The organism is Paraburkholderia sp. D1E, from assembly GCF_052682275.1.
On sequence record NZ_JBQYMB010000001.1, the window covers coordinates 1,240,712 to 1,265,267 of the forward strand.

The 24,556-nt window shown below is 60.2% G+C and carries 24 protein-coding genes; 12 read left to right on the forward strand and 12 right to left on the reverse strand.

The window, feature by feature from the left end:
• The first annotated feature begins 82 nt into the window (after positions 1–82).
• Both ACUN0E_RS05895 and ACUN0E_RS05900 read left to right on the forward strand, forming a co-directional pair.
• Positions 83–2,371 (forward strand): ATP-binding protein, encoded by a 2,289-nt coding sequence (locus ACUN0E_RS05895; protein WP_445565947.1) that lies wholly within the window; start codon positions 83–85, stop codon positions 2,369–2,371.
• A 216-nt stretch (positions 2,372–2,587) separates the two neighbouring features.
• Positions 2,588–3,595, forward strand: a complete 1,008-nt coding sequence (locus ACUN0E_RS05900; RefSeq protein WP_445565948.1) for a hypothetical protein — start codon at positions 2,588–2,590, stop codon at positions 3,593–3,595.
• Positions 3,596–3,679: 84 nt separating this feature from the next.
• Here ACUN0E_RS05900 and ACUN0E_RS05905 read toward each other — a convergent pair whose 3' ends face one another.
• From ACUN0E_RS05905 to ACUN0E_RS05920, 4 genes are all read right to left on the reverse strand, one after another.
• Positions 3,680–4,234, reverse strand: a complete 555-nt coding sequence (locus tag ACUN0E_RS05905) for an NADPH-dependent FMN reductase (RefSeq protein ID WP_408241098.1) — start codon at positions 4,232–4,234, stop codon at positions 3,680–3,682.
• A 320-nt stretch (positions 4,235–4,554) separates the two neighbouring features.
• Positions 4,555–4,836, reverse strand: coding sequence for a DUF6723 family protein (locus ACUN0E_RS05910; protein WP_408241101.1), 282 nt, complete (start codon positions 4,834–4,836; stop codon positions 4,555–4,557).
• Entirely contained in the window at positions 4,836–5,120 is a 285-nt protein-coding gene (locus tag ACUN0E_RS05915; protein WP_408241104.1) for a hypothetical protein, read from the reverse strand. The genes ACUN0E_RS05910 and ACUN0E_RS05915 overlap by 1 nt, the downstream gene beginning before the upstream one ends.
• A 551-nt stretch (positions 5,121–5,671) precedes the next feature.
• Positions 5,672–5,803 carry a hypothetical protein gene (locus tag ACUN0E_RS05920; RefSeq protein WP_256737959.1) on the reverse strand — a complete coding sequence of 44 codons (132 nt, stop codon included), beginning with the start codon at positions 5,801–5,803 and terminating at the stop codon, positions 5,672–5,674.
• Positions 5,804–6,251: 448 nt separating this feature from the next.
• Here ACUN0E_RS05920 and ACUN0E_RS05925 point away from each other — a divergent pair, with 448 nt between their 5' ends.
• The gene (locus ACUN0E_RS05925; protein WP_445565949.1) at positions 6,252–6,860 is read left to right on the forward strand and encodes an RNA polymerase factor sigma-70; all 609 of its coding nucleotides are present in this window, start codon (positions 6,252–6,254) and stop codon (positions 6,858–6,860) included.
• A complete protein-coding gene (locus ACUN0E_RS05930) occupies positions 6,847–7,050 on the forward strand; it encodes a zf-HC2 domain-containing protein (protein ID WP_054034200.1) in 204 nt (67 codons plus the stop codon). Before ACUN0E_RS05925 ends, ACUN0E_RS05930 begins: the two co-directional genes overlap by 14 nt.
• Before the next feature lie 97 nt (positions 7,051–7,147).
• Here ACUN0E_RS05930 and ACUN0E_RS05935 read toward each other — a convergent pair whose 3' ends face one another.
• Complete coding sequence (locus ACUN0E_RS05935; protein WP_408389757.1) at positions 7,148–7,438, reverse strand: DUF1272 domain-containing protein; 291 nt, start codon at positions 7,436–7,438, stop codon at positions 7,148–7,150.
• 141 nt (positions 7,439–7,579) lie between these two features.
• On the reverse strand, positions 7,580–8,956 hold the full coding sequence (locus ACUN0E_RS05940; protein WP_408241115.1) for a GntT/GntP/DsdX family permease: 1,377 nt from the start codon (positions 8,954–8,956) through the stop codon (positions 7,580–7,582).
• Positions 8,957–9,183: 227 nt separating this feature from the next.
• On the opposite strand from ACUN0E_RS05940, the gene ACUN0E_RS05945 reads away from it, so the two are divergent.
• Positions 9,184–10,167, forward strand: coding sequence for a sulfonate ABC transporter substrate-binding protein (locus ACUN0E_RS05945; RefSeq protein ID WP_445565950.1), 984 nt, complete (start codon positions 9,184–9,186; stop codon positions 10,165–10,167).
• Positions 10,168–10,173: 6 nt separating this feature from the next.
• Here the strand turns inward: ACUN0E_RS05945 and arsC are convergent, their stop codons facing one another.
• On the reverse strand, positions 10,174–10,554 hold the full coding sequence (gene arsC, locus ACUN0E_RS05950; RefSeq protein ID WP_445565951.1) for an arsenate reductase (glutaredoxin): 381 nt from the start codon (positions 10,552–10,554) through the stop codon (positions 10,174–10,176).
• 931 nt (positions 10,555–11,485) lie between these two features.
• On the opposite strand from arsC, the gene parA reads away from it, so the two are divergent.
• Together parA and ACUN0E_RS05960 are read left to right on the forward strand one after the other, a co-directional pair.
• Positions 11,486–12,148 (forward strand): ParA family partition ATPase, encoded by a 663-nt coding sequence (gene parA, locus ACUN0E_RS05955; protein ID WP_063498136.1) that lies wholly within the window; start codon positions 11,486–11,488, stop codon positions 12,146–12,148.
• A gap of 24 nt (positions 12,149–12,172) precedes the next feature.
• A complete protein-coding gene (locus tag ACUN0E_RS05960; protein WP_445565952.1) occupies positions 12,173–13,228 on the forward strand; it encodes a ParB/RepB/Spo0J family partition protein in 1,056 nt (351 codons plus the stop codon).
• Between the two features lie 78 nt (positions 13,229–13,306).
• Here the strand turns inward: ACUN0E_RS05960 and ACUN0E_RS05965 are convergent, their stop codons facing one another.
• Positions 13,307–14,656: a replication initiation protein gene (locus tag ACUN0E_RS05965; protein ID WP_408240781.1), complete on the reverse strand. Its 1,350-nt coding sequence runs from the start codon at positions 14,654–14,656 to the stop codon at positions 13,307–13,309.
• Between the two features lie 1,848 nt (positions 14,657–16,504).
• Here ACUN0E_RS05965 and ACUN0E_RS05970 point away from each other — a divergent pair.
• Positions 16,505–17,710: a DNA-binding protein gene (locus tag ACUN0E_RS05970; RefSeq protein ID WP_445565953.1), complete on the forward strand. Its 1,206-nt coding sequence runs from the start codon at positions 16,505–16,507 to the stop codon at positions 17,708–17,710.
• Between the two features lie 88 nt (positions 17,711–17,798).
• Here the strand turns inward: ACUN0E_RS05970 and ACUN0E_RS05975 are convergent, their stop codons facing one another.
• The 3 genes from ACUN0E_RS05975 to ACUN0E_RS05985 form a co-directional block, all read right to left on the reverse strand.
• Positions 17,799–18,866, reverse strand: coding sequence for a tyrosine-type recombinase/integrase (locus tag ACUN0E_RS05975; protein ID WP_445565954.1), 1,068 nt, complete (start codon positions 18,864–18,866; stop codon positions 17,799–17,801).
• A 63-nt stretch (positions 18,867–18,929) separates the two neighbouring features.
• Complete coding sequence (locus ACUN0E_RS05980; RefSeq protein ID WP_408240772.1) at positions 18,930–19,328, reverse strand: DUF2471 family protein; 399 nt, start codon at positions 19,326–19,328, stop codon at positions 18,930–18,932.
• Between the two features lie 125 nt (positions 19,329–19,453).
• Positions 19,454–20,080, reverse strand: a complete 627-nt coding sequence (locus tag ACUN0E_RS05985; protein ID WP_325043743.1) for a helix-turn-helix domain-containing protein — start codon at positions 20,078–20,080, stop codon at positions 19,454–19,456.
• A gap of 169 nt (positions 20,081–20,249) precedes the next feature.
• On the opposite strand from ACUN0E_RS05985, the gene ACUN0E_RS05990 reads away from it, so the two are divergent.
• Together ACUN0E_RS05990 and tdh are read left to right on the forward strand one after the other, a co-directional pair.
• Positions 20,250–21,449, forward strand: coding sequence for a glycine C-acetyltransferase (locus ACUN0E_RS05990; RefSeq protein WP_445565955.1), 1,200 nt, complete (start codon positions 20,250–20,252; stop codon positions 21,447–21,449).
• Positions 21,450–21,462: 13 nt separating this feature from the next.
• Positions 21,463–22,494: an L-threonine 3-dehydrogenase gene (gene tdh / locus ACUN0E_RS05995; RefSeq protein ID WP_445565956.1), complete on the forward strand. Its 1,032-nt coding sequence runs from the start codon at positions 21,463–21,465 to the stop codon at positions 22,492–22,494.
• 55 nt (positions 22,495–22,549) lie between these two features.
• Here the strand turns inward: tdh and ACUN0E_RS06000 are convergent, their stop codons facing one another.
• A complete protein-coding gene (locus ACUN0E_RS06000) occupies positions 22,550–23,200 on the reverse strand; it encodes a YceI family protein (RefSeq protein WP_445565957.1) in 651 nt (216 codons plus the stop codon).
• A gap of 109 nt (positions 23,201–23,309) precedes the next feature.
• Between ACUN0E_RS06000 and ACUN0E_RS06005 the strand changes: the two genes are divergently transcribed.
• Entirely contained in the window at positions 23,310–23,999 is a 690-nt protein-coding gene (locus tag ACUN0E_RS06005) for a TetR/AcrR family transcriptional regulator (RefSeq protein WP_445565958.1), read from the forward strand.
• Between the two features lie 13 nt (positions 24,000–24,012).
• Entirely contained in the window at positions 24,013–24,492 is a 480-nt protein-coding gene (locus ACUN0E_RS06010) for a nuclear transport factor 2 family protein (RefSeq protein ID WP_445565959.1), read from the forward strand.
• Positions 24,493–24,556: the final 64 nt, after the last annotated feature.

Sequence of the window (24,556 nt, forward strand, 5' to 3'; positions counted from 1 at the left end):
CAGTAACCAGTACTGCCGCTGCATGTCTATGCTTTCTGTATGAAGCTGACTTCCGTCCCGAACGACCTTAGCGTTACCGACCATGACACCAGACCGGTTCGACCCGCCCGAAGCGAGCCGCCGTCCCGCTAGCCGCCAGGACGAGGCGCGGTTCCCAGCCGTGCCTGAACAGAATTTCCACGTCCGGCGCATCACACTGATCGCGCTGCTGGTCGCAGCGATCGTGTTGCCATGCGTGTACGTCGCGGCGATGGCGTTCAGCGATCTGCGCGGGCGCATGGCCGACGCGACCGACATGACGCTGCGCACCGTGCGCGTGGCGGAAGAGCACGCGCTGAAAGTGTTCGACATGAACGAGACGCTGGACGCACGCATCGTCGATCTGACACAAGGTCTGGACGACAACGGCATTCGCGCTCAGGAGGGCGAGATTCACGAGAAGCTGCGCACCATGGGCGGTGGCTATCCGCAGGTGGCAGCCGTTTCGATTTTCGGCCGTGAGGGCGATCTGCTCGCCACCAGTCGTTTCTATCCCGCACCGGTGTTGTCGATTGCCGATCGCGAAGATTTCATCGGTATTCGCGACGGCAAGGGCCTCGAGCATGTCTCGAAGGTGATGACAGGACATGTCGTGGGCGAGCAGGTGTTCAACACCGGCGTGGAACGGGTCGCCGCCGACGGCTCGTTTGCCGGGGTCGTCTCGGTGGCGCTGCGGCCCAGCTATTTCGATGCGTTTTACCGGGAACTGCTCGGCGGCAGCGATAGCACGCCGATGACCATGAGCCTGCTCCGCACCGACGGCGCGGTCCTCGCGCATTATCCGCGCCGCCCGCGTGAGCCGATGACGGTGGCGCCGACTTCGCCACTGGCTCAAGCGCTCGCGCAAGGGCGGCGAGCCGGCGTCGTACGGATGCATTCCGACATCGACGATGACAATGTGATCCTCGCATTCCGCCGCGTCGGCGCCTATCCGGTGTACGTGTCGTGCGGCTATCGCACCTCGGCGATCTGGGCCGCGTGGTACCGGCACCTGAGCGTGCTGATCCTGTCGATGTTCACGCCGTCCATCGTATTGTGGTGCGTGATCTGGCTGTCGCTGCGGCGCCTTGGCGCCGAAGAGGAAGCGTGGGAGCGCTGGCAGGCCGAAGCCTCGATGCGCCGCTCGATCGAATCCGCGTATCGTCAGTCGCGCAAAATGGAAGCGCTCGGCAATCTGGTCGGCAGCGTGGCGCACGATTTCAACAACCTGCTTATGATCGTTTCGGCCAACGTGCAGATCGCGCGGCGGCGCGGCACGCCGGGGCTCGACCGCGAATTGTCGGCGATGGAACGGGCGCTCAAGGGCGGCCAGTCGCTTACGCGGCAATTGCTCGGCGTCGCGCGCAAGCAGCCGTTGCGCAACGAGACGCTGGCACTCGAACGCTGGCTGCCGGCATGCCGCGAATTGCTGCGCGCGTCGCTCGGCGCGAAGATCTCGCTGGTGATGGATATCGGCGTCGATATCTGGCCGATGCGTGTCGACGTCGCAGAGCTTGAGCTGGCGCTGATCAACATCGCGGTGAACGCGCGCGACGCTATGCCGAACGGCGGCCGCTTCACCGTGCGAGCCGCCAATATCAACTTCCGCCACGAGGACGGCTTTCCGTTGACCGGCGACTTCGTGCAACTGTCGCTTGAAGACACCGGCGGCGGCATGCCGCCTGAAGTACTCGCACGTGCCTTCGAACCGCTCTTCACGACGAAGCCGAAAGGCATGGGCACGGGTCTCGGGCTGCCGCAGGTTTTCGCCTTCTGCGAGCGCTCCGGCGGGCTGGCCGCGATCGACAGCGCAATCGGCGCGGGCACCTCGGTGCGCCTCTATCTGCCGCGCGCCACGGCCGCACCCGAGACCGAATCGCCGGCTGAGCCAGGCGTCGAGGAAAGCGGCGTGCCGCACGGCTTGCGCATCCTGCTGGTCGAGGACAACGACGAAGTCGCTGCAGGCACTGAGGCGTTATTGCAGATGATGGGCCACCAGGTCACGTGCGTCTTCAATGCCGATACTGCGCTGCGCCTGTTCGACGACGCTCACGCGAGGCAAGCGCGCACCGGCGAGCCGCTGCCGTTCGATCTGGTGCTGTCAGACATCCACATGCCCGGCACGATGAACGGCATCGACCTGGCCGAAGCCGTGCAGGCTTTCGACACCAGGCTGCCGGTCATTCTGGTCACCGGCTACGCGGAAGAACTCGACCGTGCACGGCATGTGGACGTGCGGGTGTTGTCCAAACCTTTCGATATCGCGTTGCTGGAAAAACTCCTGCAAGCGATCCAGCGCGAGCTGGCGCAGACGGGCGCCGATCCGGCCGCGGCGGCACACCCGGCCGGCTAAAACCTGCCGTTTCAGCGTCGTCGCCAATTACCGGCGGTTGTAAAAATGCACGGCGTGGCATGTCACGCTTCTGCATGACCGAATCGGCACAAGCTGGCAGCAGCGGGCGTGCAGGCGCGTCAAGCTGGCCCCGGCATGATCGTTGCGACGTTTTCAGGGAGGAAGGCCGGCGCGTTGTAACGCCGTCCGTTCCACCTAAAACGTCGGGAGACAGCCATGCGACACACCGTGATTGGGTTATTCGACACTTATTCTCAAGCGGAAGTCGCGCGCGATACGCTTGTGCAGACGGGTTTTGCACGTGAAACGATCGAGTTGCAGGCAAATCCAGAACCCTCCGTCGGCTCAGCAACCGATGAGGTTGCCAGTTCCGGCGTGCTTGCCAATATCGAGCGCTTTCTGTCGAGCCTGTTTGCGAGCGGCTCCCGAGCGTCGGATGCGGCCCGCTATGCCGAAGCCGTGCGCCGCGGCGCCGTACTGGTCTGCGTAAGCGCGGCAAGCGAATCGCACGCGGAACTCGCGCGTAATACCTTGAAGAGACTGGGCGCGACCGACATCGGCGAACGTTCACCCAATTGGGATATGCAGCCAGAATCGAGCCGCGATCATTCGATACTCGACGAACTCGGCATCGGCGCAGTGACGCCCGGCACACCGCACACCTCGAGCGTAGCGACGCCGGGGTCCACCACCCGGCCTGCGACTTCGGCCGACCCACTCTATCCGCCGCCGCTCATGGGTACCGACGCCGAGCCGTTCGTCCCGCCGCCACTGTCTGAGCGGCCAATGCGCGACCCGCTCAACGAGCCAGTCACCAACGACCCGTTGGTCGGCGATGCGGGACGCACCGCGATCGCCGCCGGCTCGATGCCGGGCTCGGGCGCGATCTTGCAGCCGTCGGAAGTCGTATCCGAAGCAGGACAGCCGACCGCCGGTTTAGGCGGCCAGATGCCGAACGAGTATCTGGAATACGAAGAGGATTTCCGCACGCACTTCGACGAGCAATACGCAGCCGGGAACGGGCGCTACGAAGATTACGTGCCGGCCTATCGCTACGGCGCGGAGATCGGTCGGGATGCGCGTTATCGCGACCAGCCGTGGGACGATGTCGAGCCCGAAGCCCGGCGCCATTGGGAAACCACCTCATCGGAGAGCACATGGGAGCGCTTCAAGCTCGCCGTGCGTCACGGCTGGGAACGGGTCACGGGGCATCACCACGTGTAGGCGAACGTAGGGGCAGCGCCGGCGTGCCGTGAAGTCATGGCAAGGGCGGCGCTGCCCGGGTGAAACGTATCCGCGAAGTCGCTGTCAGGCAGCGGTCTGACGTTTGACCCACGCGACGTAGCGGTCGACGAAAGTCTGCAAAAACTTACGCGTACCGTCGTTCACGATCTCGCCCTTCTCGTTAATGGCCGCCGGGTCGTGCTTGATGAACACCTCAGGTTGGCCGAGCGTGGCGACATCGAGGTACGCCAGCACATTGCGCAGATGCTGTTGCGCCAGCGCCGTGCCGGTCGCGCCGAGGGAGGTGCCGATCACCGCGCCGGGTTTGTTTGCCCACGAATTGGTGCCCCACGGCCGCGAGCCCCAGTCGAGCGCATTCTTTAGAACGCCCGGTATGGAACGGTTGTACTCAGGAGTGACGAACAGCAGGCCGTCGGCGGCTTCGATGCGCTGCTTCAGGTGTTTGGCGACTTCCGGATAGTCGGCGTCGTAGTCCTGGCTATAAAGAGGCAGGGAGCCGATATCGAGGAATTCGAATGTGAAGTCGGCGGGCGCGAGGGAAATCACGGCTTGCGCCAATTGGCGGTTAAACGACTCGCGGCGCAGGCTGCCGACGACAACTGCGATGTGATAGGCCATGTTCGTTTCCTTGAGGTGATGCGCTTGACGCGCGAAAGGGTACGAACTGTCCATCATAGGCAAAGCTACGCGGGATGACGACGGCGCGGTCAAAAACGGCCCACTTCTGGCGGCGCGCGACCAAGCCTCGAAAATGCTGCCGGTGGATAACCCGGTGGCACTCAAAGTTATCCACAGATTTACTGAATAACCTTGTGGATAACTGGTACTTTTGCCTTGTCAATCAAGCATGCTTTCGGTCTAGGGCGTTTTGAGGCAAACGGACGTTCTTCTCTGCCCGCGCGGACAAAAATCCAGCCGCGCGGCATCGGTCGAAGCAATCATTCCGGGACGGCGATGTCGCCATCCACAAGCTGCCAGCCGTACGTCTCGGCAAATAGTTGGGCAGCATCGGCGTTTTCAAAAAACGGCATGTCCGCGTGGCCCTGAAAGGGGTAGATCACGCGCTCGTCGCTCAACCGCATCACTTTCAGCGTCGGCACCGTCCCACTGGATGTTCGACGCGACGACACGGCGACCTGATAGTTCGCGCGGCCAGTCAGCGGCGTGGAATTCGCGCCCTGTGCGCGTCTGGAAACGTGACTTGCCATCGGCGCGCGCATCAAAGCCCGGCGATCGACTGGCCGGCAACCATGCCGTCGATCACCCGCTCCGCGTAACTCGCCGATGCAATGCGCGCGTCGCCGGCCGCGCCAAACGGAGAACGGCTCGGCACGCGGAATACGCGGCTGGTGGTCAAGGTGTCGTCGGAGCCGCGCCGGCAGATTCGCACTGCGGCGTCGAAACCCGCATCGTAGTGGCGGGCGCCATCGGGTGAGCGCGGCTGGTGCGGATAAACCAGTGGATAAATCTCGAGGCCCCGGTAACTTCTGATCGTATTGCTCATGGTGTTCGTCTCCTGTGAAGGATCTCGCTCGAAACGTGTGGCTGTATGCCCGGCGTGACGCCGGGTGAGTCGCTGCGTTTCAGCGAAAAACAAGGTGTTAATCGACGATAATCAACGATGCGCGTAAAGAGCGGCCGCGTTTGTCAGGCCACGCCGACGACACCGTAAAGCGAAGTAGAGGGAAAGGACCCCGTTCGATTCAGGGCGCGGTGATGAGAGGCTGATGCCTGAGGGACTACGCAAGACGCGCAGGAGAACTGCAAGCTGTTGGCTCACTGTAACACGTTAGAAGAGTGAACATTAGACGCATTTGCGTGCCGGGCGCGAGTGTTGCTTTAGCGTGCAGGGTATTGTTACCGCTTTCTGTTTCGTGAGGCTCGCACGCCGATGGAATGGACCTGCGGCCATGTTCTGCGGTGCCCTCCATGCGCGTTAAAAGTATTGGATCCAATGCAAAAAAGGCGCCTTTATCGGCGCCCTTTTTGACTTCGAAAACTCGTTTCGTCGGCGGATTTGTGCCGGACATGCTTCAGGCCGCGTCCACCAGACGATTAGTTGCCGAAGAACACGTTGCAATACGATGCCGGACCGTTGCATTGAGCCGGTGCAGCGGCTTGAGCGGCGCCCGAAGCTGCGGCAAACAGGGCGACGGAAGCGATCAGGGCGGTAAGAATGCGTTTCATGGTGATACTCCTCTTCAGCGTTTGGTTTGCGATCTGGTGCGATCGATGGACTGAAGAATAGCGATTCAGTGTCCGCATAAAAACACCGAAGACAAGAAGACTTTTTTTCAAATAATGAAATAATCCGGACGCGTATTGAGGGCAAGTTTGAGGCGTACGTGGCTGCACATCTCACTCACGCACCGCAGGTTACGATTCGCCATTCCAGCCTTGATTTCATTTTGCGCAATAATGTTTTTTGTCGTCATAAAGCCTGCTGTGGCACGACTAAAGTCATCAGGTCATCGCTGCTGGCGGGCACATGTTCAATACCGATTCGCTTGCGCAGGAACGTGCGGGAGAATGGCGCACACGTCCGGGCAGTGCGCGAGGAGACCCACCCACCTATGAACCACAGCGATTCAGGAAAAAACGCGCGGCAACCGCGAGCGCGGCGACGGAGCATGCCATGGCGCAAGTAAGCGGGCCGGCACTCGACGATCCCGTCTATCTGACGCAACTGCGGCGCGACCTGTTGCGCTTCGCCCGTTTGCAACTGCGCGATGCCGCTGCCGCCGAAGACGCGGTCCAGGAAGCACTGGCCGCCGCCTGGACGCAGGCCGACCGGTTTGCCGCGCAATCGGAGCACAAGACGTGGGTGTTCGGCATCCTGCGGCACAAGCTCATCGACACCTTGCGTGCCCGGCACCGCACGGTGAACCTGTCGGCGCTCGAATCCGAAATCGACGGCGAGGCGCTGCTCGATCGCGAGCTCTTCAAGGACAACGGCCACTGGTCGCGCGAGACCAAGCCGCAACCCTGGCCGACGCCGGAAACCGCGCTGCGTCAGCAGCAATTCTGGGCCTTGTTCGAGATGTGTCTGGAACACCTGCCCGAGCACATCGGGCGCGTGTTCATGATGCGCGAATTCCTCGATCTTGAAACTGAAGCGATCTGCGCCGAACTACAGATGACCGCCAATCACTGCAGCGTGCTGATCTACCGCGCGCGGCTGCGCTTGCGCACTTGCTTGAGCGAGAAGGGCCTATCCAGAGAGGATGCGAATGGGGAAGTGTAAGCACATCACGCGCCTGTTGTCGGACGCGCTCGACCGCCGTTTGACGACCGGCGAATGGGTCGCGATCCGGCTGCATCTGCCGACTTGCAGCGGCTGCCGCAATTACCGCAAACAGATCCGTCTATTGCGCGTGGCGGCGCGCACGGTGAGCGGGATTGCGACGCCAGGGGCGGGTGGCAGCGACGATTGAAGCGCGGCGTCTGGGCTTTAGCGATGCATTGAAGCGGCGTCGAGGGCTGCGACGAACGGCGGCCGCCCTCGACGCCGCCTTGTGCTGATGGCTTTGTTTAGCGTTCGCCGGGCGGCGTGTTTCGGTAGCGCTCGAAGAAGCTTGCGTGCGACGGTTCGTCGATAGCGACGGGGTGCGCTTCGGCGCGAGCCGGATGCTTGACCAGCTGCGCCCGCGTGCGGATCGGCCGATGCTGGAAATTGCCGCCGCAGTTCGGACACACATTGCGCAGCGTGCTGAGCGCACACACTTCACAGAAGGTGCATTCGTACGTGCAGATCATCGCGTCGGGCGCGTTCGGCGGCAGTGATTTACCGCATCCTTCGCAGGACGGTCTCAGTTCAAGCATGGTGCCTCCGCGTAGGCAGGGGAACGAGGCGCGGGACTGCACCTCGTATGTATGTACCGAAGCAGTGTAAGCGGACAGGCACATGCGGAATTGACGGTTGAGCGTCAATTCCTGCCATCGCTTGCGACTCCTGTGCCGCGCTCAGGTCAACAGGGTCCACAACGCGAACGTCAATCCGAGGCCGACGACGGATACGATCGTCTGCAGCACCGACCAGACCAGAACCGTCTGCTTCAATTGCAGCCCGAAGTATTCGCGCACCATCCAGAAGCCCGCATCATTCACGTGGCAGAAGAACACAGAACCGGCGCCGATCGCGAGCGCCATCAGCGAATTATGAGTCGCGCTGAGGCCCGCCACGACTGGCGCGACGATGCCGGCGGTCGTGGTGGTCGCAACCGTCGCGGAACCGGTGGCCTGCCGCAGCGCGACGGCAATCAGCCACGCCAGCAGAATCAGCGGCATGTGCGCGCCAACGGCGATCTTGCCGATCGTCGTGCTGATGCCGGCCACCACAAGCGCCTGCTTGAGGCCACCGCCTGCACCGATGGTCAGCAGCAGCGCGGCGATCGGCGGCAAGCTCTTGCGCAGAATGCCGCCGACCCGATCGCGCGCCATGCCGCGCGACCAGCCCAACGCCACCACCGCGAACAGCACGGTGAGGCCGAGCGCGACCAACGGCTCACCCAGAAAGTTGAGTGCGTTGAACAGGAAGGTCTCAGGTTGCAGCAGAAGTTTGGCGACCGTGCGGCCCAGCATCAACACGACCGGCAACAGGATCGTGATGAGCGAGATTGCGAAACTCGGCGGTTCGCCGGTGTTCTGTGCCGCGGTGAAAAGCTTGCCCATTTCTTCAGGCTCGACCACGTGCATCCGTTTCGACAACCAGATGCCATAGACCGGGCCCGCGAGAATAACCGCCGGAATCGCGACGATCAGGCCGAGACCGAGTGTCAGGCCAAGATCGGCATGCAACGCGCTCACCGCGATCAGCGGACCCGGATGCGGCGGCAGCAGCGCATGTAACGTGGTCATGCCCGCGAGCGCGGGAATCGCAATACGCAAAATCGGCTGCTGCGAGCGGCGCGCCATCACGAAGATGATCGGCACCATCATTACCAGACCGACTTCAAAGAAAAGCGGTAAGCCGACGATGATTGCCACCAGCGCCATCATCCACGGTAGCGTGCGTGGCGTGGAATGTTTAAGGATGGTCGAGACGAGCCGGTCGGCAGCGCCCGATTCCGCCATTAGCGCACCGAGCATCGCTCCGAGCGCAATGATGATGCCGACGTCGCCGAGCAACGCACCGGCGCCTTTGCTAAATGCGCTGGCTACCGCTTCCAGCGGCAGTCCGGCCGAAAAACCCGCAGCGAACGTGCCGACCAGAATCGACAGAAACGGCGCGAGCTTCAGCACGCTGATGAAAACGATAATCAGTGCGAGCCCGAGCACGCACGACAAAATCAGTTGAGTGTCGTGGGATGACCACGGCGCGAGTGTTGTCGTCAGATGCACGATGTCCCTTTTTCGGTTGACGCAGCCGCGACTGCGCGCGGATGACGGATTGTAGCGGGGCGCGGCGGCTTGGCGCCGCCAGGCGTGCAGAAAGGGGCCGCTGACGTGTCCCGTACCTTCCGGCGTGATTTGCTTATGCAAATTTATCGGTTCGTCCAGGCTTGCAGACGAATTATCGTCGGAGCCAACCGGTCCATTTTGCGTCCGTCTTTTTAACGAGCACTTTTATGTCCCGTCATCCGCTGCTCAACCGCCGCGCGTTTATCACCGGCGTGGGCGCCTCGCTGGCCGCCGCGGCCTTGCCCATTGTCTCCACGTCGGTCTTCGCGGCGGATGCGCATGCGAAAGAATTTCGCATCGGTTATCAGAAAGCGGCCAACACGCTTGTGTTGCTGAAGGCGCACGGCACGCTCGAAAAGCGGCTCGCGCCGCTTGGCATCACGGTCAAGTGGACGGAGTTTCCCGCTGGCCCGCAGTTGCTCGAAGGATTGAATGTCGGCGCGATCGACTTCGGTTATGTCGGCGAGGCGCCGCCGGTGTTCGCGCAGGCGGCAGGCGCGAACTTCGTCTATACCGCTTATGAAATCCCGACACCGCACGCCGAAGGCATCCTCGTGCATCAGGACGCGCCAATTAAAACGATAGCCGATCTGAAGGGCAAAAAGATCGCCTTCAATAAAGGCTCCGACGTTCACTGGTTTCTGGTCGCCGCATTGCAGAAGAACGGCGTGAAATACAGCGATATTCAACCCGTTTTTCTGGCGCCCGCCGATGCGCGTGCGGCCTTCGAACGTGGTGCGATCGACGCATGGGCGATCTGGGATCCGTTCCTCGAAGCGGCAAAACGCCAGTCAAATGCCCGCTTGCTCGCCGACGCCGAAGGGATCGTGAGTCACCATCAGTTCTTCCTGAGTGCACGACCGTTTGCGCAGCAAAACGGCGACGTGCTCGCGATCATGATGGACGAGGTAAGTAAAGAAGGGACGTGGGTACGCGGCCACTACAGCGAAGCAGCCGCTCAGCTCGCACCGATCCAGGGACTGGACGCAGGCGTGATCGAAGCGGGCCTGCGGCACTACGCGCACATCTACAAGCCCATCGACGCGAACGTACTTGCAGAACAACAACGTATTGCCGACACGTTCAGCGAACTGCGCATCATCCCGACAAGGATCGTGACGAAGGACGCTGCATTGCCGGCCAAGGCCTAGGTTCACTTAGGCCGTGTTGTTCGACGCCTGGGCGAATAGCGCTTCGACATTTTCCGGCGGGCGGCCAATAACGGCACGCCCGTTTCGCACGACGATCGGTCGTTGCAGGAGGATGGGATGCTTTGCCAATGCTTCGTATAACTGAGCGTCGCTTAACGTAGTGTCGGAGAGTTCGAGCGCTTTGTATTCGGCTTCGGTGTCGCGGATCATCTCGCGGACTGTGCAGCCTAGCTGCGCGTTGAGTTGCTTCAACTGTGCAACCGTGAGCGGCTGCCTCAGGTATTCGACAATTTCCGTTGACTCGTTTGCGCTGTTGTAGGTGCTGGCAACCAGGTCGCACGCGGCGCGAGATTTTGAACAACGGGGGTTGTGGTAAATGGTGATCATGGTTGGGTTAGATGGGTGTTGCTTGTGTTGGGTTGCTGGGAGTCTTGTGGGGATTTTAGCGGGTGCAGGGAGTCGGGTGGGTGATGAGGGGGCGGAGCGATCGGGATTTGTTTAGTTCGGGAAACGGGCTTTGCTCGTTGGAGATTGTGTCGTTCGGTTTATGCGCATAAAGCGCCCGTGGGAGGTTGTCGTTAAGTGTCTTTGGCTGGCATGAGCTCTGGAGGATGCTTCGATTCGTATTGAGGTGGGCTTGCCGTTGAATGAATGAGAGCGATGCTTCTTGCGCCTTCGCCACCAGTCCCAGTCCCAGTCCCAGTCCCAGTCCCAGATGCCGTGCCGTGCCGTGCCGTGCCGTGCCGTGCCGTGCCGTGCCGTGCCAAGCCAAGCCAAGCCAAGCCAAGCCAAGCCAAGCCAAGCCAAGCCAACAGGATCATGCATCGACCCGCTCGCTCAAACTCCTCTGCGACGACGGCTCGGCTCGTGAGCAATGCTCGGGGGGAGTTTATGCGCATAAAGGTGGCTACTCGACGCGCCTCCCGAGGCCCGATAGTGATCCGCTTGTGCTTCCCGTCGCCGACCGCCGGGCCTCGCAAAAGTCACACGGCAAGACTAGACCCAGGGTCAAAAGAGGTCTCATCGAATCCGAGCCGCCTGACACTCCCAGCTATCTCCGAGTGTGCCGGCCACCGCGCTCGATCGCGGCCACTTCCGCTTTTTCCGTCACCTCATCCCTGACATCTCGCAGGCGTCACCAACCGGTTGCCGTTGCTCGCGCTCCACAACTGCAGTGCTAAAGCTCGACCTCGCTCGCATCCTTTATGCGCATAAACCTATCCCAAACGGCTATTTCTTCTCGCGTTTACACAAAAACGATTGAAATGCGAATTCATCCAGGTAAAATCCATTTGCGTCTAAAAAGAGGAGGTGAAGATTGGCAGCAGAAATCATCGCGGTAACTCAGCAAAAGGGTGGGGTCGGGAAGAGCACAATCGCGATGCACCTCGGCGCTGCGTTCCATGAGAAAGGCAAGCGCGTCCTCGTCGTAGACGCAGATGGTCAAAACACACTGATCCACTGGGCCAGTGCATCATCAGACGGCGACACCGGCATCCCCTTTCCGGTCGTCAACCTCTCCGAAGCCGGCAGCCAGATCCATCGTGAGATCAAGAAATTCGTGGCTGACTACGACATCATCGTCGTCGACTGCCCGCCCTCCATCACCGAGAAAGTGTCCGGCGTCGTGTTGCTCGCGGCGAGCGTTGCAATCATGCCGACGTCGTCGTCGCCCGCCGACTACTGGTCGAGTGTCGGACTGGTCAAGCTCGTTCAACAAGCTCAGGTGATGAACGAAGACCTCCGCGCAGTCTTTCTGCTGAATAAGACCGAAGAGAAACGGATGCTGACGCGTGAACTGAAGCGCGCGTTGGAAGAGCTCGGTTTCCCGCTGCTCAAGACCCAGATCCCGACGCGCGAAGCCTATAAGCAGGCAATGGCGTTAGGACAGACAGTGCTTCAGATGAACGATCGCGGCGCCAAGCTTGCCGCCATCGAAGTGCGGGCGTGCGCCAACGAGATCGCAGCCCTGCTCCCCTGAATTTATGCGCATAAAGGACCCTGAATGAAACCCTCCCAATTCGCCAAAGGCTTTCAAGCACGTCCTGATACGACCAGCAGCGAAAAGCGAACCGCACTCGACCGCCTGAATGCGATCGATGGATTGGTTAAGAATGGCGCCAAGACTGGCGATGTACCGAGCCGCACCATCCAGTCGGTCATGTCGCAGGACGTCTCGGAAGCGGACGCCGTCGCGATTGCCAATGAGTCGGCGGACTACCGTGCGTGGCGGATCGAACATGCCTACCGGCCGGGCCAGGTCGTCGAACTCGCGCTCAAAACGATCAAGCCGAGTCCGTTCAATCCGCGCCATTTCTACCTGAAACCGTCGATTGCCGACCTTGCCGTCAATCTGGCGAAGCAGGGCCAGCAGCAGGCGATCCACGTCATTCCCGATTACGACAATCCTGGCACCTACTTCGTCAGCGACGGGGGCCGGCGCGTGCGGGCGCTTAAAGAAGCGAACAAGGAATCGGTTAAGGCGATCGTCATCGATCTGCCGATCGGCATCCAAAGCTATAAGCTCGGCTACGACCTCAACGTCCAGCGCGATTCGCAGACGGTGTTCGACAACGCCGTCGTCTGGAGACGCTTTCTCGACGAGCAACATTTCCAGAGCCAGAAGGAGCTCGCCGAGCATCTCGGGCTGGACGAGTCGACCGTCGCTGTCGCCTTGTCGATTGCGAAGCTTCCCGAGGCGGTAATGCATGAGATGGTCGCACGGCCCGACCGCTTCGGCTCGAACATGGCTTATCAGGTGGGCCGTTATCACTCTGCCCGCGGCGCCGACGCTACGCTGCGCCTGATCAACAAAATCCTCTCGGACGACCTGAGCACGCGACAAGTCGCGGACATCGTGAAGGGCAGGGCGAGCGCACAGGAAAGCACCAAGCCAGCGGGTCGGCAGCGCTATGCACAGCGTCTGGAGATCAAGCTCGGTGGCGTCGCGGTTGGCGATCTGAAATCATATGGGGATGATCGGATCGAACTGCGCCTGAAGGGTCTCACGCGTGAAAAGCGCGACGACATTCTTCGTCAGATTGAAAAGATGTTGAAGTAACAGCGGGGAAAGTATCCGCAGGAAAAGATACGGCGGCGCACGAGAGTGGCCGCCGTTTTTCTTATGCGATCTTGATGACTACGCCGCGCGCGATTGGCTCAGCGTGAAGGCGAGGAGGTCGCCGTCGGTGGGTTGGCCCCACGTTTTGCGAGCCAGCCAATCGAAGAATGCCGTTTCGACGATCTTCGAATCCAGCCCACGACGGCGCCAGTCGTCCCGCATGTGAGTGCCAAGATCCGGCAACTCGTCGTCCTCAAACGACTTCCTCGCGATCTCCCGCTCGGACTCACCTTGCTCGTCGTAAAGTTCGCGCGCTTCCTTGCGGCGAACTGCTGAGTACTCACCAAGCAGACGCGCCTTCAGATCGTCCGCCGGCGCAGCCACCGCGGCTTTGCCGCCGCTACCGGACGGCAGTACTTCGACTGGCGGCGCATAGCCCTTCTTCAACGCATCCTTGAACAAAGCCGGCGCGCTACGCACCGCGGGCAAGGACGTGCTACGCATGCGTTGTTCGGTCATCTGCAGAGCCGCGCGAATCCGGTTTTCTTCGCTATCGGCGTACAGCGTTTGCGCTTCTTTCAGCGGAATACCGATCTTCACCATCCGGTCGACCAAGGTGCTGTCGAACACATTGGGGTGTTCATCGAGTGCAAGCATGGGCTGCTTGCGCTCGGTCACGCGGAACTGGATCTCGGCGACACGCCGCCCTTCCCGGTGTTCGATCAATTCGACAAAGATGTTGGTGACCGCATTCACTTCAGCGATGGCTGGCCGCAGGTAATCGCGCTTGAAGTACTTGTACTCGCGCTTCGCTTCGTCGCCCGCTTCGGTGTCGGGTGTGCCGGAGAGGATAGGGCGCCACCATTCCCATGATTCGCGCATCGTCAGATGGCTCGGGTTGGTCAGGTAACGAACGCAAATCTCGTAAAGTGCGAGACCCGCGCTACTGCGCAACTGGCTCTGGAATTGCAGACTCAGCCGCGCATATTGAACCGGATCGAGCAGCTTCTTCTTGATCTTGGGCGCAAACGAAAATTCCACCCAGACGCGGCGGGTAGTGGGGTCTTCGAGAATTTCCGCGTCGGCAATCAGCGTGGAAATACCCCATTTCCGGCCCGGTTTCTGGCTGGACGTGCCGGTACTCCATTCAACCTGCACCGACACCATGCGCCGCAGGTGCTCTTTCACAAGCGCGGTGTCGTTCGAATCGAATGCCGAATTGGCGACGATGTCGGACAGCAAGGCCCGATAAGTATCGCCGGACTCGTCAGCTTGCTGAGCGACGGCGAGGAGCACGTTGAACAGCTTGCGGGTGAGGAGCGTGATCTTGCCGCTCTTGGGCTGGATGGCAATCGCCTCGACGGCCTTGCGCAATTCGGCCGAGCTCGGGCTGACTACGTCTGTCTTCTTCGCGCGCTTAGTGGCCATGCGTCTGGTCGAGGAGGGATTTGGCGTGAGCATACCGACTGTGGTGATACACGTCTATAGCACGGGGCTCACCGTTCCCGGTGAAGTGAGTTTACAAGGCGCGACTCACCTCGAGCAACTCCCGAAAACCCTCACCTCACCCGTTTCGCGCCAGGTTCAGGGCATCCTTACAGGTTGCGGCCTCCCGAAATACTGACCGATTTCCGACCTGCCTCGAACGGGAGCGATTCGATCCCGAATCTTCTCACCTCAAAAAATTCTCATGAATTTTTGCCGGGTGCATGTTGTGAGCAGCTCGCACTCGCACTGGATCGGCGGCCGCCGATGCGCTTCACCTCTTCGCCACGGATAGGCTAGGGGGAACCCGGAGAAAACTTGCGTCCGGCGCAATCGCCACATGCACATTTGAGCCAAGGTTGCCAAATCCGGCAGACAGACGCCTCATTCACGCGAGCATGAAATCCGAGTCGCGACAAACTCTCCCGAAAAAGCTCACCTTAATGCCTGCTGAGCGCTCGGAACGACGCGGCCTCCAGACCTGGAGGCATGAAAAAACACCGATAAATACTCCCGAAAAACCTCACCAATGAGCCCGGAAGAGGCTTGGACAGGTCACGAAAAAGCGCCCCCGAAAAACCTCACCTTTGCGCGCCGCACAAAAATTATCCAATGGTTTCATTGAGTTAGAGAATTCCTGCGAGCCGGGTTTTGAGTACGAGCCCCCGTATATCCTCACCTTAAGAAGCTTTCCCATGAATCTGGACGTTTCCGGCTGCCGCCCGAAGGCCCCCGAAAAACCTCACCTTAAGAATTCAGTGCCCGCAAAATCGGAACGACTCTGACAGCGTCCGTAGGGCCTTTCCGGCCTATCACGGCGATTTTGGTCCTGTATTTCCTCACCTTAGCGATCACAAGTGCTTAAAAAGACTCCCGAAAAACCTCACCTTTGGGTCAAAACAGGTAATTTGCAGAGTCGGCGATCGTCTCGATCCAGGTCTCCCGAATTCGCTCACCTTTCCTCAAAGGCAATCGAAGACCCCGTCGACAATTTCGGTTGAAATCCAGCCCAGCTCCCGCAAACACTCACCTTAAGCATCCGGATGCCCAGAATTGAGGCAAAAATGACACCTAGGCCCCGGAAAGTCTCACCTTCGGTTCGCGTTTTCTCCTGTCTTGACTCACCAATGGGGTTTACGAGGCCCCAATAAGGGCAAAAATTGGCATCCACCGTGGTCCCGAAAGCGCTCACCTTCAAGGCAGTCACGCTCGGAACCGACTTTTGAGCGCTGCCGGGCGATCCCGGATGCTCAGGTCCCGCAAAATCTCACCTTTAGCCAAACCGCGTTTTTGGGGTGGCTCCTGAACCCACTCACGTTCTGTCCCGGACCTACTCACCAAGGCCCCCGAACCTCATCACTCAATACTCCCGCAAGACCTCACCACCACTCCCGTAAAGCTTCACCTTACCGGGCTAGAACCCCCGCCAGGTATAGGATTGCCATGGCGTTAACGTTTTTAACATGGGTTCAAGGGTGTTTACTTTTATTACTCTCTAGACTTTCCCCGCGTGTCCTTTGGACAAATCCTTTCCACCACCACAGCACTCATCACACGATCGTGAAACAGTGAGCGATCAGAAAGAAATCAATGAAACCTCTTTATTTACAATAGCTTATTGGCTAATCTTAGTTTTGTTTCACGGAAAAACGCCACCTGCTCCGATCTTATGACCTACCTGTAGTCCTAAAACACGCCAACTCGCCGACTAACACCCGCTCCCAACAAATACGTAGCAAATAATACGTAAATTGTTATGATTCATCCAATTCGAGCGACATCGAGGTATACATGAATCTGGACCAGGAACGGCAAACCATCCGTAACGAGCTTGAATCGTTGAGGGCTAGTGGGGCACGCAGGCAGGAATTGTCACTGCACGCTTGCAAGCGACTTTTTTTCGATTTGGGTATTCGTCCCTCCATGGCAACTGTTCGCGACCTGACCCAAACGGGCAGCGCAAGCGATATCCCGAAGGACATCGACCATTTCTGGGAACGCATCAGAACGGTATCGCGCGTGAAAGTCGGTGCCGGTGCGATCCCGAAAGCACTGGAAGATCGCGCCGGAGAACTGTTGGGCGCTCTCTTTGAAGAAGCCCTCGTTCATGCCCGCTCGACCCTCGACAGCGAACGCGAGGAAATTCGGGCTCAAGCCACCGCCGCGGACCAGCGTGTGCGAGAAGCGGAAATTCACCGCGATGTGTCGGAAGAAGCGATCAAGCGCAGCGAACTAAGAGCTGAAGCCGCATGGGAGCGCGTTCGCGCACTCGAGACTGAGCTATCCAGCACCACAACACATGGGACCGCTCACCAGGACGGCTTGCAGGCAACGGTCCGCCGGCTCGACAGTGAAAACGAAACACTGCGTCAACGGCTCGATACGGAACAGACGACCAACGCGGCGCTCCGCGACCGGATCGATGCACTCCACGTCGAATTGCGCCAAAGCACCGAACACTATGCGCAACAGATCAAGGACGCCATCGCCGAAGCCGAGCGGCGCGTGAAGCCGATGCTGGTCGAACTCGATTCACTACGCAACATGGCCGCCACCTATCAATCGGGGGTGCGTGACGCAAGTCGCAAGGAGTTCGAGTTTATCCAGCAGATCGCCGCAGCCAAGGCGCGCGGCGACCGGCTCGACGCGCAACTGCGCGAGCAATCGGACGAAGTGGATGCTTTGACGAAAGAGGTCGCCGCGTTACGCGGCCAGCAGGGCATCGACCCTGCGATCGCGAGTTTGCTGTGTTCGCTGGTCGAAGCAGGCAGGCTCACGACCGACGAGCTGACAGCGATCGGCACCGCAGCGGACGGTCATGTCGCGCTGCCGCTACGCTGTCCAAAATGTGAGGAAGGTGAGCCCGAGCTATCGCAAGTGGATCACCGCTTCGAACTGCAGTGTCCGGAATGCGATCACTCGTCAGGTCCCGGTGAATCAAGGCTGGAGGCGGTTAGCCGGTTTCTATCAAGTGGCTCGATAGCGGCGTCGGCATAACCGGCCGATGCAGCCGCGATTGCGGATAAATCGCCAAAGGTGAGGAAATTCGGGACCCCAAAGGTGAGCATGTTCAGGGCTCACCCGATCACCCTTTCCTCGTTAAACGCCCGTCCTGTCTGGGGGCGGGCAATGGTGGAGCGGCTGGATCCGGTTCATTAACGACGGGCGAATCCTGCTGGTCCATCCATCTTTGCCAGGCCCGATACAAACGGTTGGCGGACACTGCCTGTACAAACCCCAGCCATTGCCCGACCAGTTCTGCCTCGATCCCGCTCTCGAACCGATCCGCCGCAAAGGTGTTGCGCAAGGTTTGCGGACTGGCGCGTGAGGTTCGCGACGCGGCAATTCCAGCCGCGTCGATCAACGCGTCAACTGCGCGCAGCATTGTCGCCTTGTGCATCGGGCGTCCTGAAGGTGAAGCGGGAAAGACCAGATTGCCGGCCAGTTCGGAAAGACGCCGTTCGGCAAGCCATGCGTCAACACTGGCGGTCGCGAAGGGCGCGAGCCGGGTACGCCGCGTCAGCATCGGATTCGCGGACTCGATCGTGATCCAGGGCGAGCCGACATTTACGCAACTAACTGTAAGCGCGGCGGCCTCGCCCGTCTTGAGCCCACCGCCAAGAAACACAGCAATTAATGCCCGGTCGCGTCGCTCTCTCCAGCGCTGCGCCACGGATAAAACCGGCAAGGGCGAAAACAGATGCGCAATGAGCGCGGCTCGTTCGGCATGGTTGAGAAAACCGGTCGGCTCGTTATCGCGTGCATCTCGCCATGCTGCTTCGCCATCCTGAGCAATGAAGCGTGCAGGATTGGTCGACGCGGATTCGATTTCGCGCACATGGTCCAGTACCCGCTCAATGAGTCGCAAATACCTGACACGTTGCGGTTTTCGGATCGCCAGTCCGCCCACGAATTCAGCGATCGTTTGCGTATCGACCGTGACCAGACGCTTCTGGCGAATCGCAAGCCAGTCGAGGAAAAGCCCCCACTGCGCTTGATAGACTTCAGCGGATGAACGCCTGAAATGCTGCTTGGCGAGCCATGCGTCGAAAGCGATTTGCGGATCGCGGCGCCAGTCTTCACGTTCCTGATCGAAGAGATCGGTTGAGGGTGCTGGGCGTGTGACCGGGTCGGACAGATGAGGAGGTGACATACGCTCTCTTTCCGTTAGTTGCGCATATTGTAGGTGGCAACCGGTGAAAGTACAGCGCCTAAGTCAGTCGCCCCACGCCCGCGCGTGCTTTAGCGGCGCGCCTTCAGACGCAGGTTGCGTGGCGCGGCGTGCAGCTTCTTCATAGGCCGAGACGGCAAATGCAAAGACCGCCGGCAATGCGGTGGACGTGCCGAAGTCCACCGCCTCGTCCGTTTCCGGATAAGGCAACTCGGACGGCCGTTGGAACAGGCCGAGCATGATCGCGTCATGCCGGCTGGCAAACCCGAGATCCGCCAACGCTTCGGCTTCGATTGCATGTAGCAGGCGCCACGAGAGCGGCACCTGCTGGACGATGTAGCGCACGGCGATGTTGCGCACGATATGTTCAAGATCGCGCGCCGCGGTTTGATAGCGCAGCGCGGCCAGAGCATGCTCGGATTGTTCGGTCGTCAGGTCGTTCATTATCGGCTCCAGTCGATACCCTGTACTGTACAAATATACAGTGTCTCGCGCAACCTCGGCCGAACGGAGAATTCATCCCGATTCCGCCCGAAGCAACCAATAACCGGCGACAGTGCGCCCGCACCTTACCCGTGAATCACCACCAGCAGCGCTTTCGCCTCGCCCTTTCCGGCGTTGCGGATCGCATGCGGTTCGTCGGCGACGTAGCGCGCGGTGTCCGCGGCCTTGAGCCGCTTCGTCGCGCCAGCCGCCTCGATCTCGATCGAACCCTGCAACACGGTCAGATGCTCGCGTGTGCCGGGTTCGTGCGCGTTGGACACCAGCGCCCCGCCCGCTTGCAATGTCAGCTCGTACCATTCGAACTTGCCGGCCAACTCGATCGGCCCCCAGACCCGCAACTGATACTTGGCCTCATGACCGCTCAAAGTCGGGATGTCGTGCGGACCGGAGACGGAAATCGCTTCCGGCGCCTTTTGCGGCGCGAACAGCGAATCGAGACTGACGCCGAGCGCGTTCGTCAGACGCCAGGCGACCGCGATCGTTGGATTGGCCTTGTCGCGTTCGATCTCCGAGAGCATCGATTTCGACACGCCCGCCGCGCGCGACAGATCGTCGAGCGTCATACGCCGCTCGGCGCGCAGGCGCTGAATCTGCTCGCCGACGCGAGGCGGCGCAGCGATCGCTGGGACCGTGTTCGCGCCAGGAGTGGGTGCCGCGTTGGCTGCCGCGCGACGGATTCCCGAACTTGCCATTTACTGACCTATCGTTTAGAGTTGTTCGACATACCGGATTTTAGTTCGGAAAAACGAAAATATCCGATAAAACTGACAGCCGACTATAACAGGCCGTCTCGTCGCCGACCATGCCGCAACTGCCGATCATGTCGCCCACGGGCGCACCACCCTTTCAGGAGTCTGGTTCATGCGTGACCTTTATCTCGCCCATCTGCGCGGTACCCTTGAGCAGATTCGCGCTGACGGTTTTTACAAGAACGAGCGCGTGATCGCCAGTCCGCAGTCGGCTGATGTGCGCCTCGCCAACGGCACGGAAGTGCTGAATTTCTGCGCGAACAACTACCTCGGTCTTGCCAACGACAAACGGCTGATCGAGGCCGCCAAGCTTGGGCTGGATAACGACGGCTTCGGCATGGCATCGGTGCGCTTTATTTGCGGCACCCAAACCGTGCATAAAGGCCTCGAAAAAGCGCTGGCCGCATTCCTGAAAACCGACGACTGCATCCTTTATTCCAGTTGTTTCGATGCGAACGGCGGTCTGTTCGAAACCCTGCTCGACGACAACGACGCCATCATCAGCGACGAGCTGAACCATGCGAGCATCATCGACGGTGTGCGTCTTTCGAAGGCGAAGCGCTTTCGCTACAAGAACAACGATCTCGCCGATCTCGAAGCCAGGCTGAAAGAAGCCGATGCCGCTGGAGCGCGCTTCAAGCTGATCGCCACCGACGGCGTGTTTTCGATGGACGGCATCATCGCCAATCTCGCGGGCATTTGCGATCTGGCCGACCGCTACGGCGCACTGGTGATGGTCGACGATTCGCACGCGGTCGGTTTCGTCGGCGAACATGGGCGCGGTACGCCGGAGCATTGCGGCGTGCTGTCGCGCGTCGACATCATCACCGGCACACTCGGAAAAGCACTGGGCGGAGCCTCGGGCGGTTACGTCGCCGCGCGACAGGAAGTGATCGATTTACTGCGTCAACGTTCGCGTCCATATCTGTTCTCGAACACACTGACGCCGAGCATTGCTGCCGCCTCGCTGACGGTACTCGAATTGCTGGCAAGCGACGAAGGTGCGCAACTGCGCGCGCGTGTGCGTGAAAACGGCGCGCATTTCCGTCGTGCGATGAGCGCGCTCGGCTTCACGCTCGTGCCGGGCGAACACCCGATCATTCCGGTCATGCTTGGCGACGCACAACTCGCATCGAACATGGCCGACGCGTTGCTGAAGGAAGGTGTTTACGTGATTGGCTTCTCGTTCCCCGTGGTGCCCAAAGGCCGCGCGCGAATCCGCACGCAAATGAGTGCCGCGCACACGCCGGAACAAATCGATCGAGCCGTCGACGCATTCGCGCGTGTAGGCCGGCAACTCGGCATTATCTGAAGCGGAGGCGCACATGAAAGCATTGGCAAAACTCGAACGCGCACCGGGCCTCACGCTGACGGATGTGAAGAAACCTGAAGTCGGTCACAACGACGTGATGATCCGCATCACGCGTACCGCGATTTGCGGCACCGATATCCATATCTGGAAATGGGACGACTGGGCACAAAAAACGATTCCGGTGCCGATGCATGTCGGCCACGAATACGTCGGTGAAATTGTCGAAATGGGTCAGGAAGTGCGCGGCTTTGCGATCGGCGATCGCGTGTCGGGCGAAGGGCATATCACTTGTGGTTTCTGCCGTAACTGTCGTGCGGGTCGTCGGCACTTATGTCGCAATACGGTGGGCGTTGGCGTGAATCGTGAAGGCGCATTCGCCGAATACCTCGTGATTCCCGCATTCAACGCGTTCAAGATTCCGCCCGAAATCTCCGATGATCTCGCCGCGATCTTCGATCCGTTCGGCAACGCCACGCATACGGCGCTGTCGTTCAATCTGGTTGGCGAAGACGTGCTGATCACCGGCGCCGGGCCGATCGGCATTATGGCGGTGGCGATCGCGAAACACGTCGGCGCACGCAATGTCGTGATTACCGACGTCAACGACTATCGCCTCGAACTCGCGCGCAAAATGGGCGCGACGCGTGCGATAAACGTCTCGCGTGAATCGTTGCGCGACGTCATGGCTGATTTGCACATGGCTGAAGGTTTCGACGTCGGACTGGAAATGTCAGGTGTGCCGAGCGCTTTCACCAGCATGCTCGAAGCGATGAACCACGGCGGCAAGATTGCGCTGCTCGGCATTCCGCCCGCGCAGACCGCGATCGACTGGACCCAGGTGATCTTCAAAGGCCTTGAAATCAAGGGTATTTATGGTCGCGAGATGTTCGAGACCTGGTACAAGATGGTCGCGATGTTGCAAAGCGGTCTGGATTTGTCGCCGATCCTCACGCACCACTTCAAGGTCGACGATTATCAGGAAGCGTTCGCCACCATGCTCTCAGGTGAGAGCGGCAAGGTGATTCTCGACTGGACTGCTGCGTGAGCTAAAAAACAGCACACTGTAAAAGCAGCAATGAAACGAAACGCCCGCACCGCGCTTACGCGCCTGCGGGCGTTTTAACGAACTCAGCCTGAACGCGTACATGAATATCGTCGCCGACAGCCGGATACCATGTCGCCAAACCGAACTTCGCGCGGCTGAAATGACCGTCCGCGGAAAAACCGAGCGTATCTTTTTTCGTGAGCGGATCGGGTGCGAAACCGTTGAAAGTCACGTCGAGCGTCACGGGTTGCGTGACGCCGTGAATCGTCAGATCGCCGGTCAACGTGCCGCGCGATTCACCGGTGCGCTCAAAGCGCGTGCTGGTGAAGCGCAGCTCCGGATAGCGCGACACGTCGAGCATGCTTGCGCTTTTTACCATCTTGTCGAGTAGCGGCACATTCGTATCGATGCTCGCGGCGTCGATCGTGATCGTCGCGCGACTCTTGTCCAGGCCCCCTTCGTTCCAGTCGAGCTGCCCCTGCTTGCGATCGAACCGCATGGTAAAGCGCGAATATTTGAAGTGATCGATGTCGAAGGTAATGCTGCTATGGTCGGGATCGATCTCGTAGTGTCCAGCCGGCACGCGGGCTTCGTTCTGGCTGACCGTATGCGTGAGCACCTGCAAAGGCGTACAGGCCACCGCTGTCAGCAGCGTTGCGCTGAAAAGCGTACGTACAAACATTGCGCGGACAGTAGAGCGATTCATGAAATTCGTTCCGGTTGTTCGATTGTCACCACGATAGCAGTAAGCGTACCCAACCTGCCAAAGCGCACAAAAACTTGACGAAGGAGAATGATCGTTCTACCCTTCGCCCATGGCTACTCAAAACCCCACTGAACTGGCTGCGTCCGGCAGCGCGCGTGAAAGGCTGCTCGACGCCGCGGAAGCGTTGATCTACGCGGGCGGCATTCATGCAACCGGTGTCGACGCGATCGTCAAGCAGTCCGGCACCGCGCGCAAAAGCTTTTACACGCACTTCGAATCGAAAGACGCGCTGGTCGCCGCCGCGCTGGAGCGGCGCGACGAACGCTGGATGAACTGGTTTATCGCGGGCACGCTGCGACAGGGCAAGACTGCGCGCAAACACCTGCTCGGCATGTTCGACGTGTTGCGCAAATGGTTCGCGTCGGAGGATTTTCATGGTTGCGCGTTTCTGAACGCCGCCGGCGAAATCGCCTCCGCGGATGATCCGATCCGGATCGTCGCGCGTGAACACAAGGAACGGCTGCTCGCCTTTGTGCGAACCCAGTGCGATGAATACGCGGCCGAATCGGGCATGGACGTCCGCCGCGCCGCGCGCTTGTCGCGCCAATGGCTGATCCTGCTGGACGGCGCCATCGCCGTGGCGCTGGTGAGCGGCGAAGCCGACGCCGCGCTCGATGCACGAACCGCCGCCGAAGCCTTGCTCGATAACGAGTCCGCAAGCGAATCGGCGCAACTCGCGGGTGAATCAGCGAGCAGATCCCCTGGCAAACGACCGCCGTCACGGCGTACCGCAATCTGACTGAGGAGCCATCATGGCCGACCCGATCGAAACCCGCCCGCCCCTACCGCCGTTCACACGCGAAACCGCGATCCAGAAGGTGCGTGCCGCAGAAGACGGCTGGAATACCCGTGACCCCGAACGCGTGTCGCTCGCGTACACGCCGGATAGCGTCTGGCGCAATCGTGCCGAGTTCACGCATGGGCGCGCGGAGATCGTCGGACTGCTGCGCCGCAAATGGGCAAAGGAACTCGACTACCGCCTGATCAAGGAACTATGGGCTTTCACGGATAGCCGCATCGCCGTGCGCTTTGCCTACGAATGGCACGACGACTCGAACAACTGGTTCCGTTCGTACGGCAACGAGAATTGGGAGTTCGATGAGCACGGGCTGATGGCGCGCCGTCATGCCAGCATTAACGATCTGCCGATTCGCGAGGCCGACCGTCTTTATCATTGGCCGCTCGGCCGCCGTCCCGACGATCATCCGGGCCTGTCCGACCTCAGTCTCTAGGCCTTTCCCAGACGTCAACGGTGGACACCTGCCGGGTGTTCACTGCTTTGCCATCGGTTCTCCG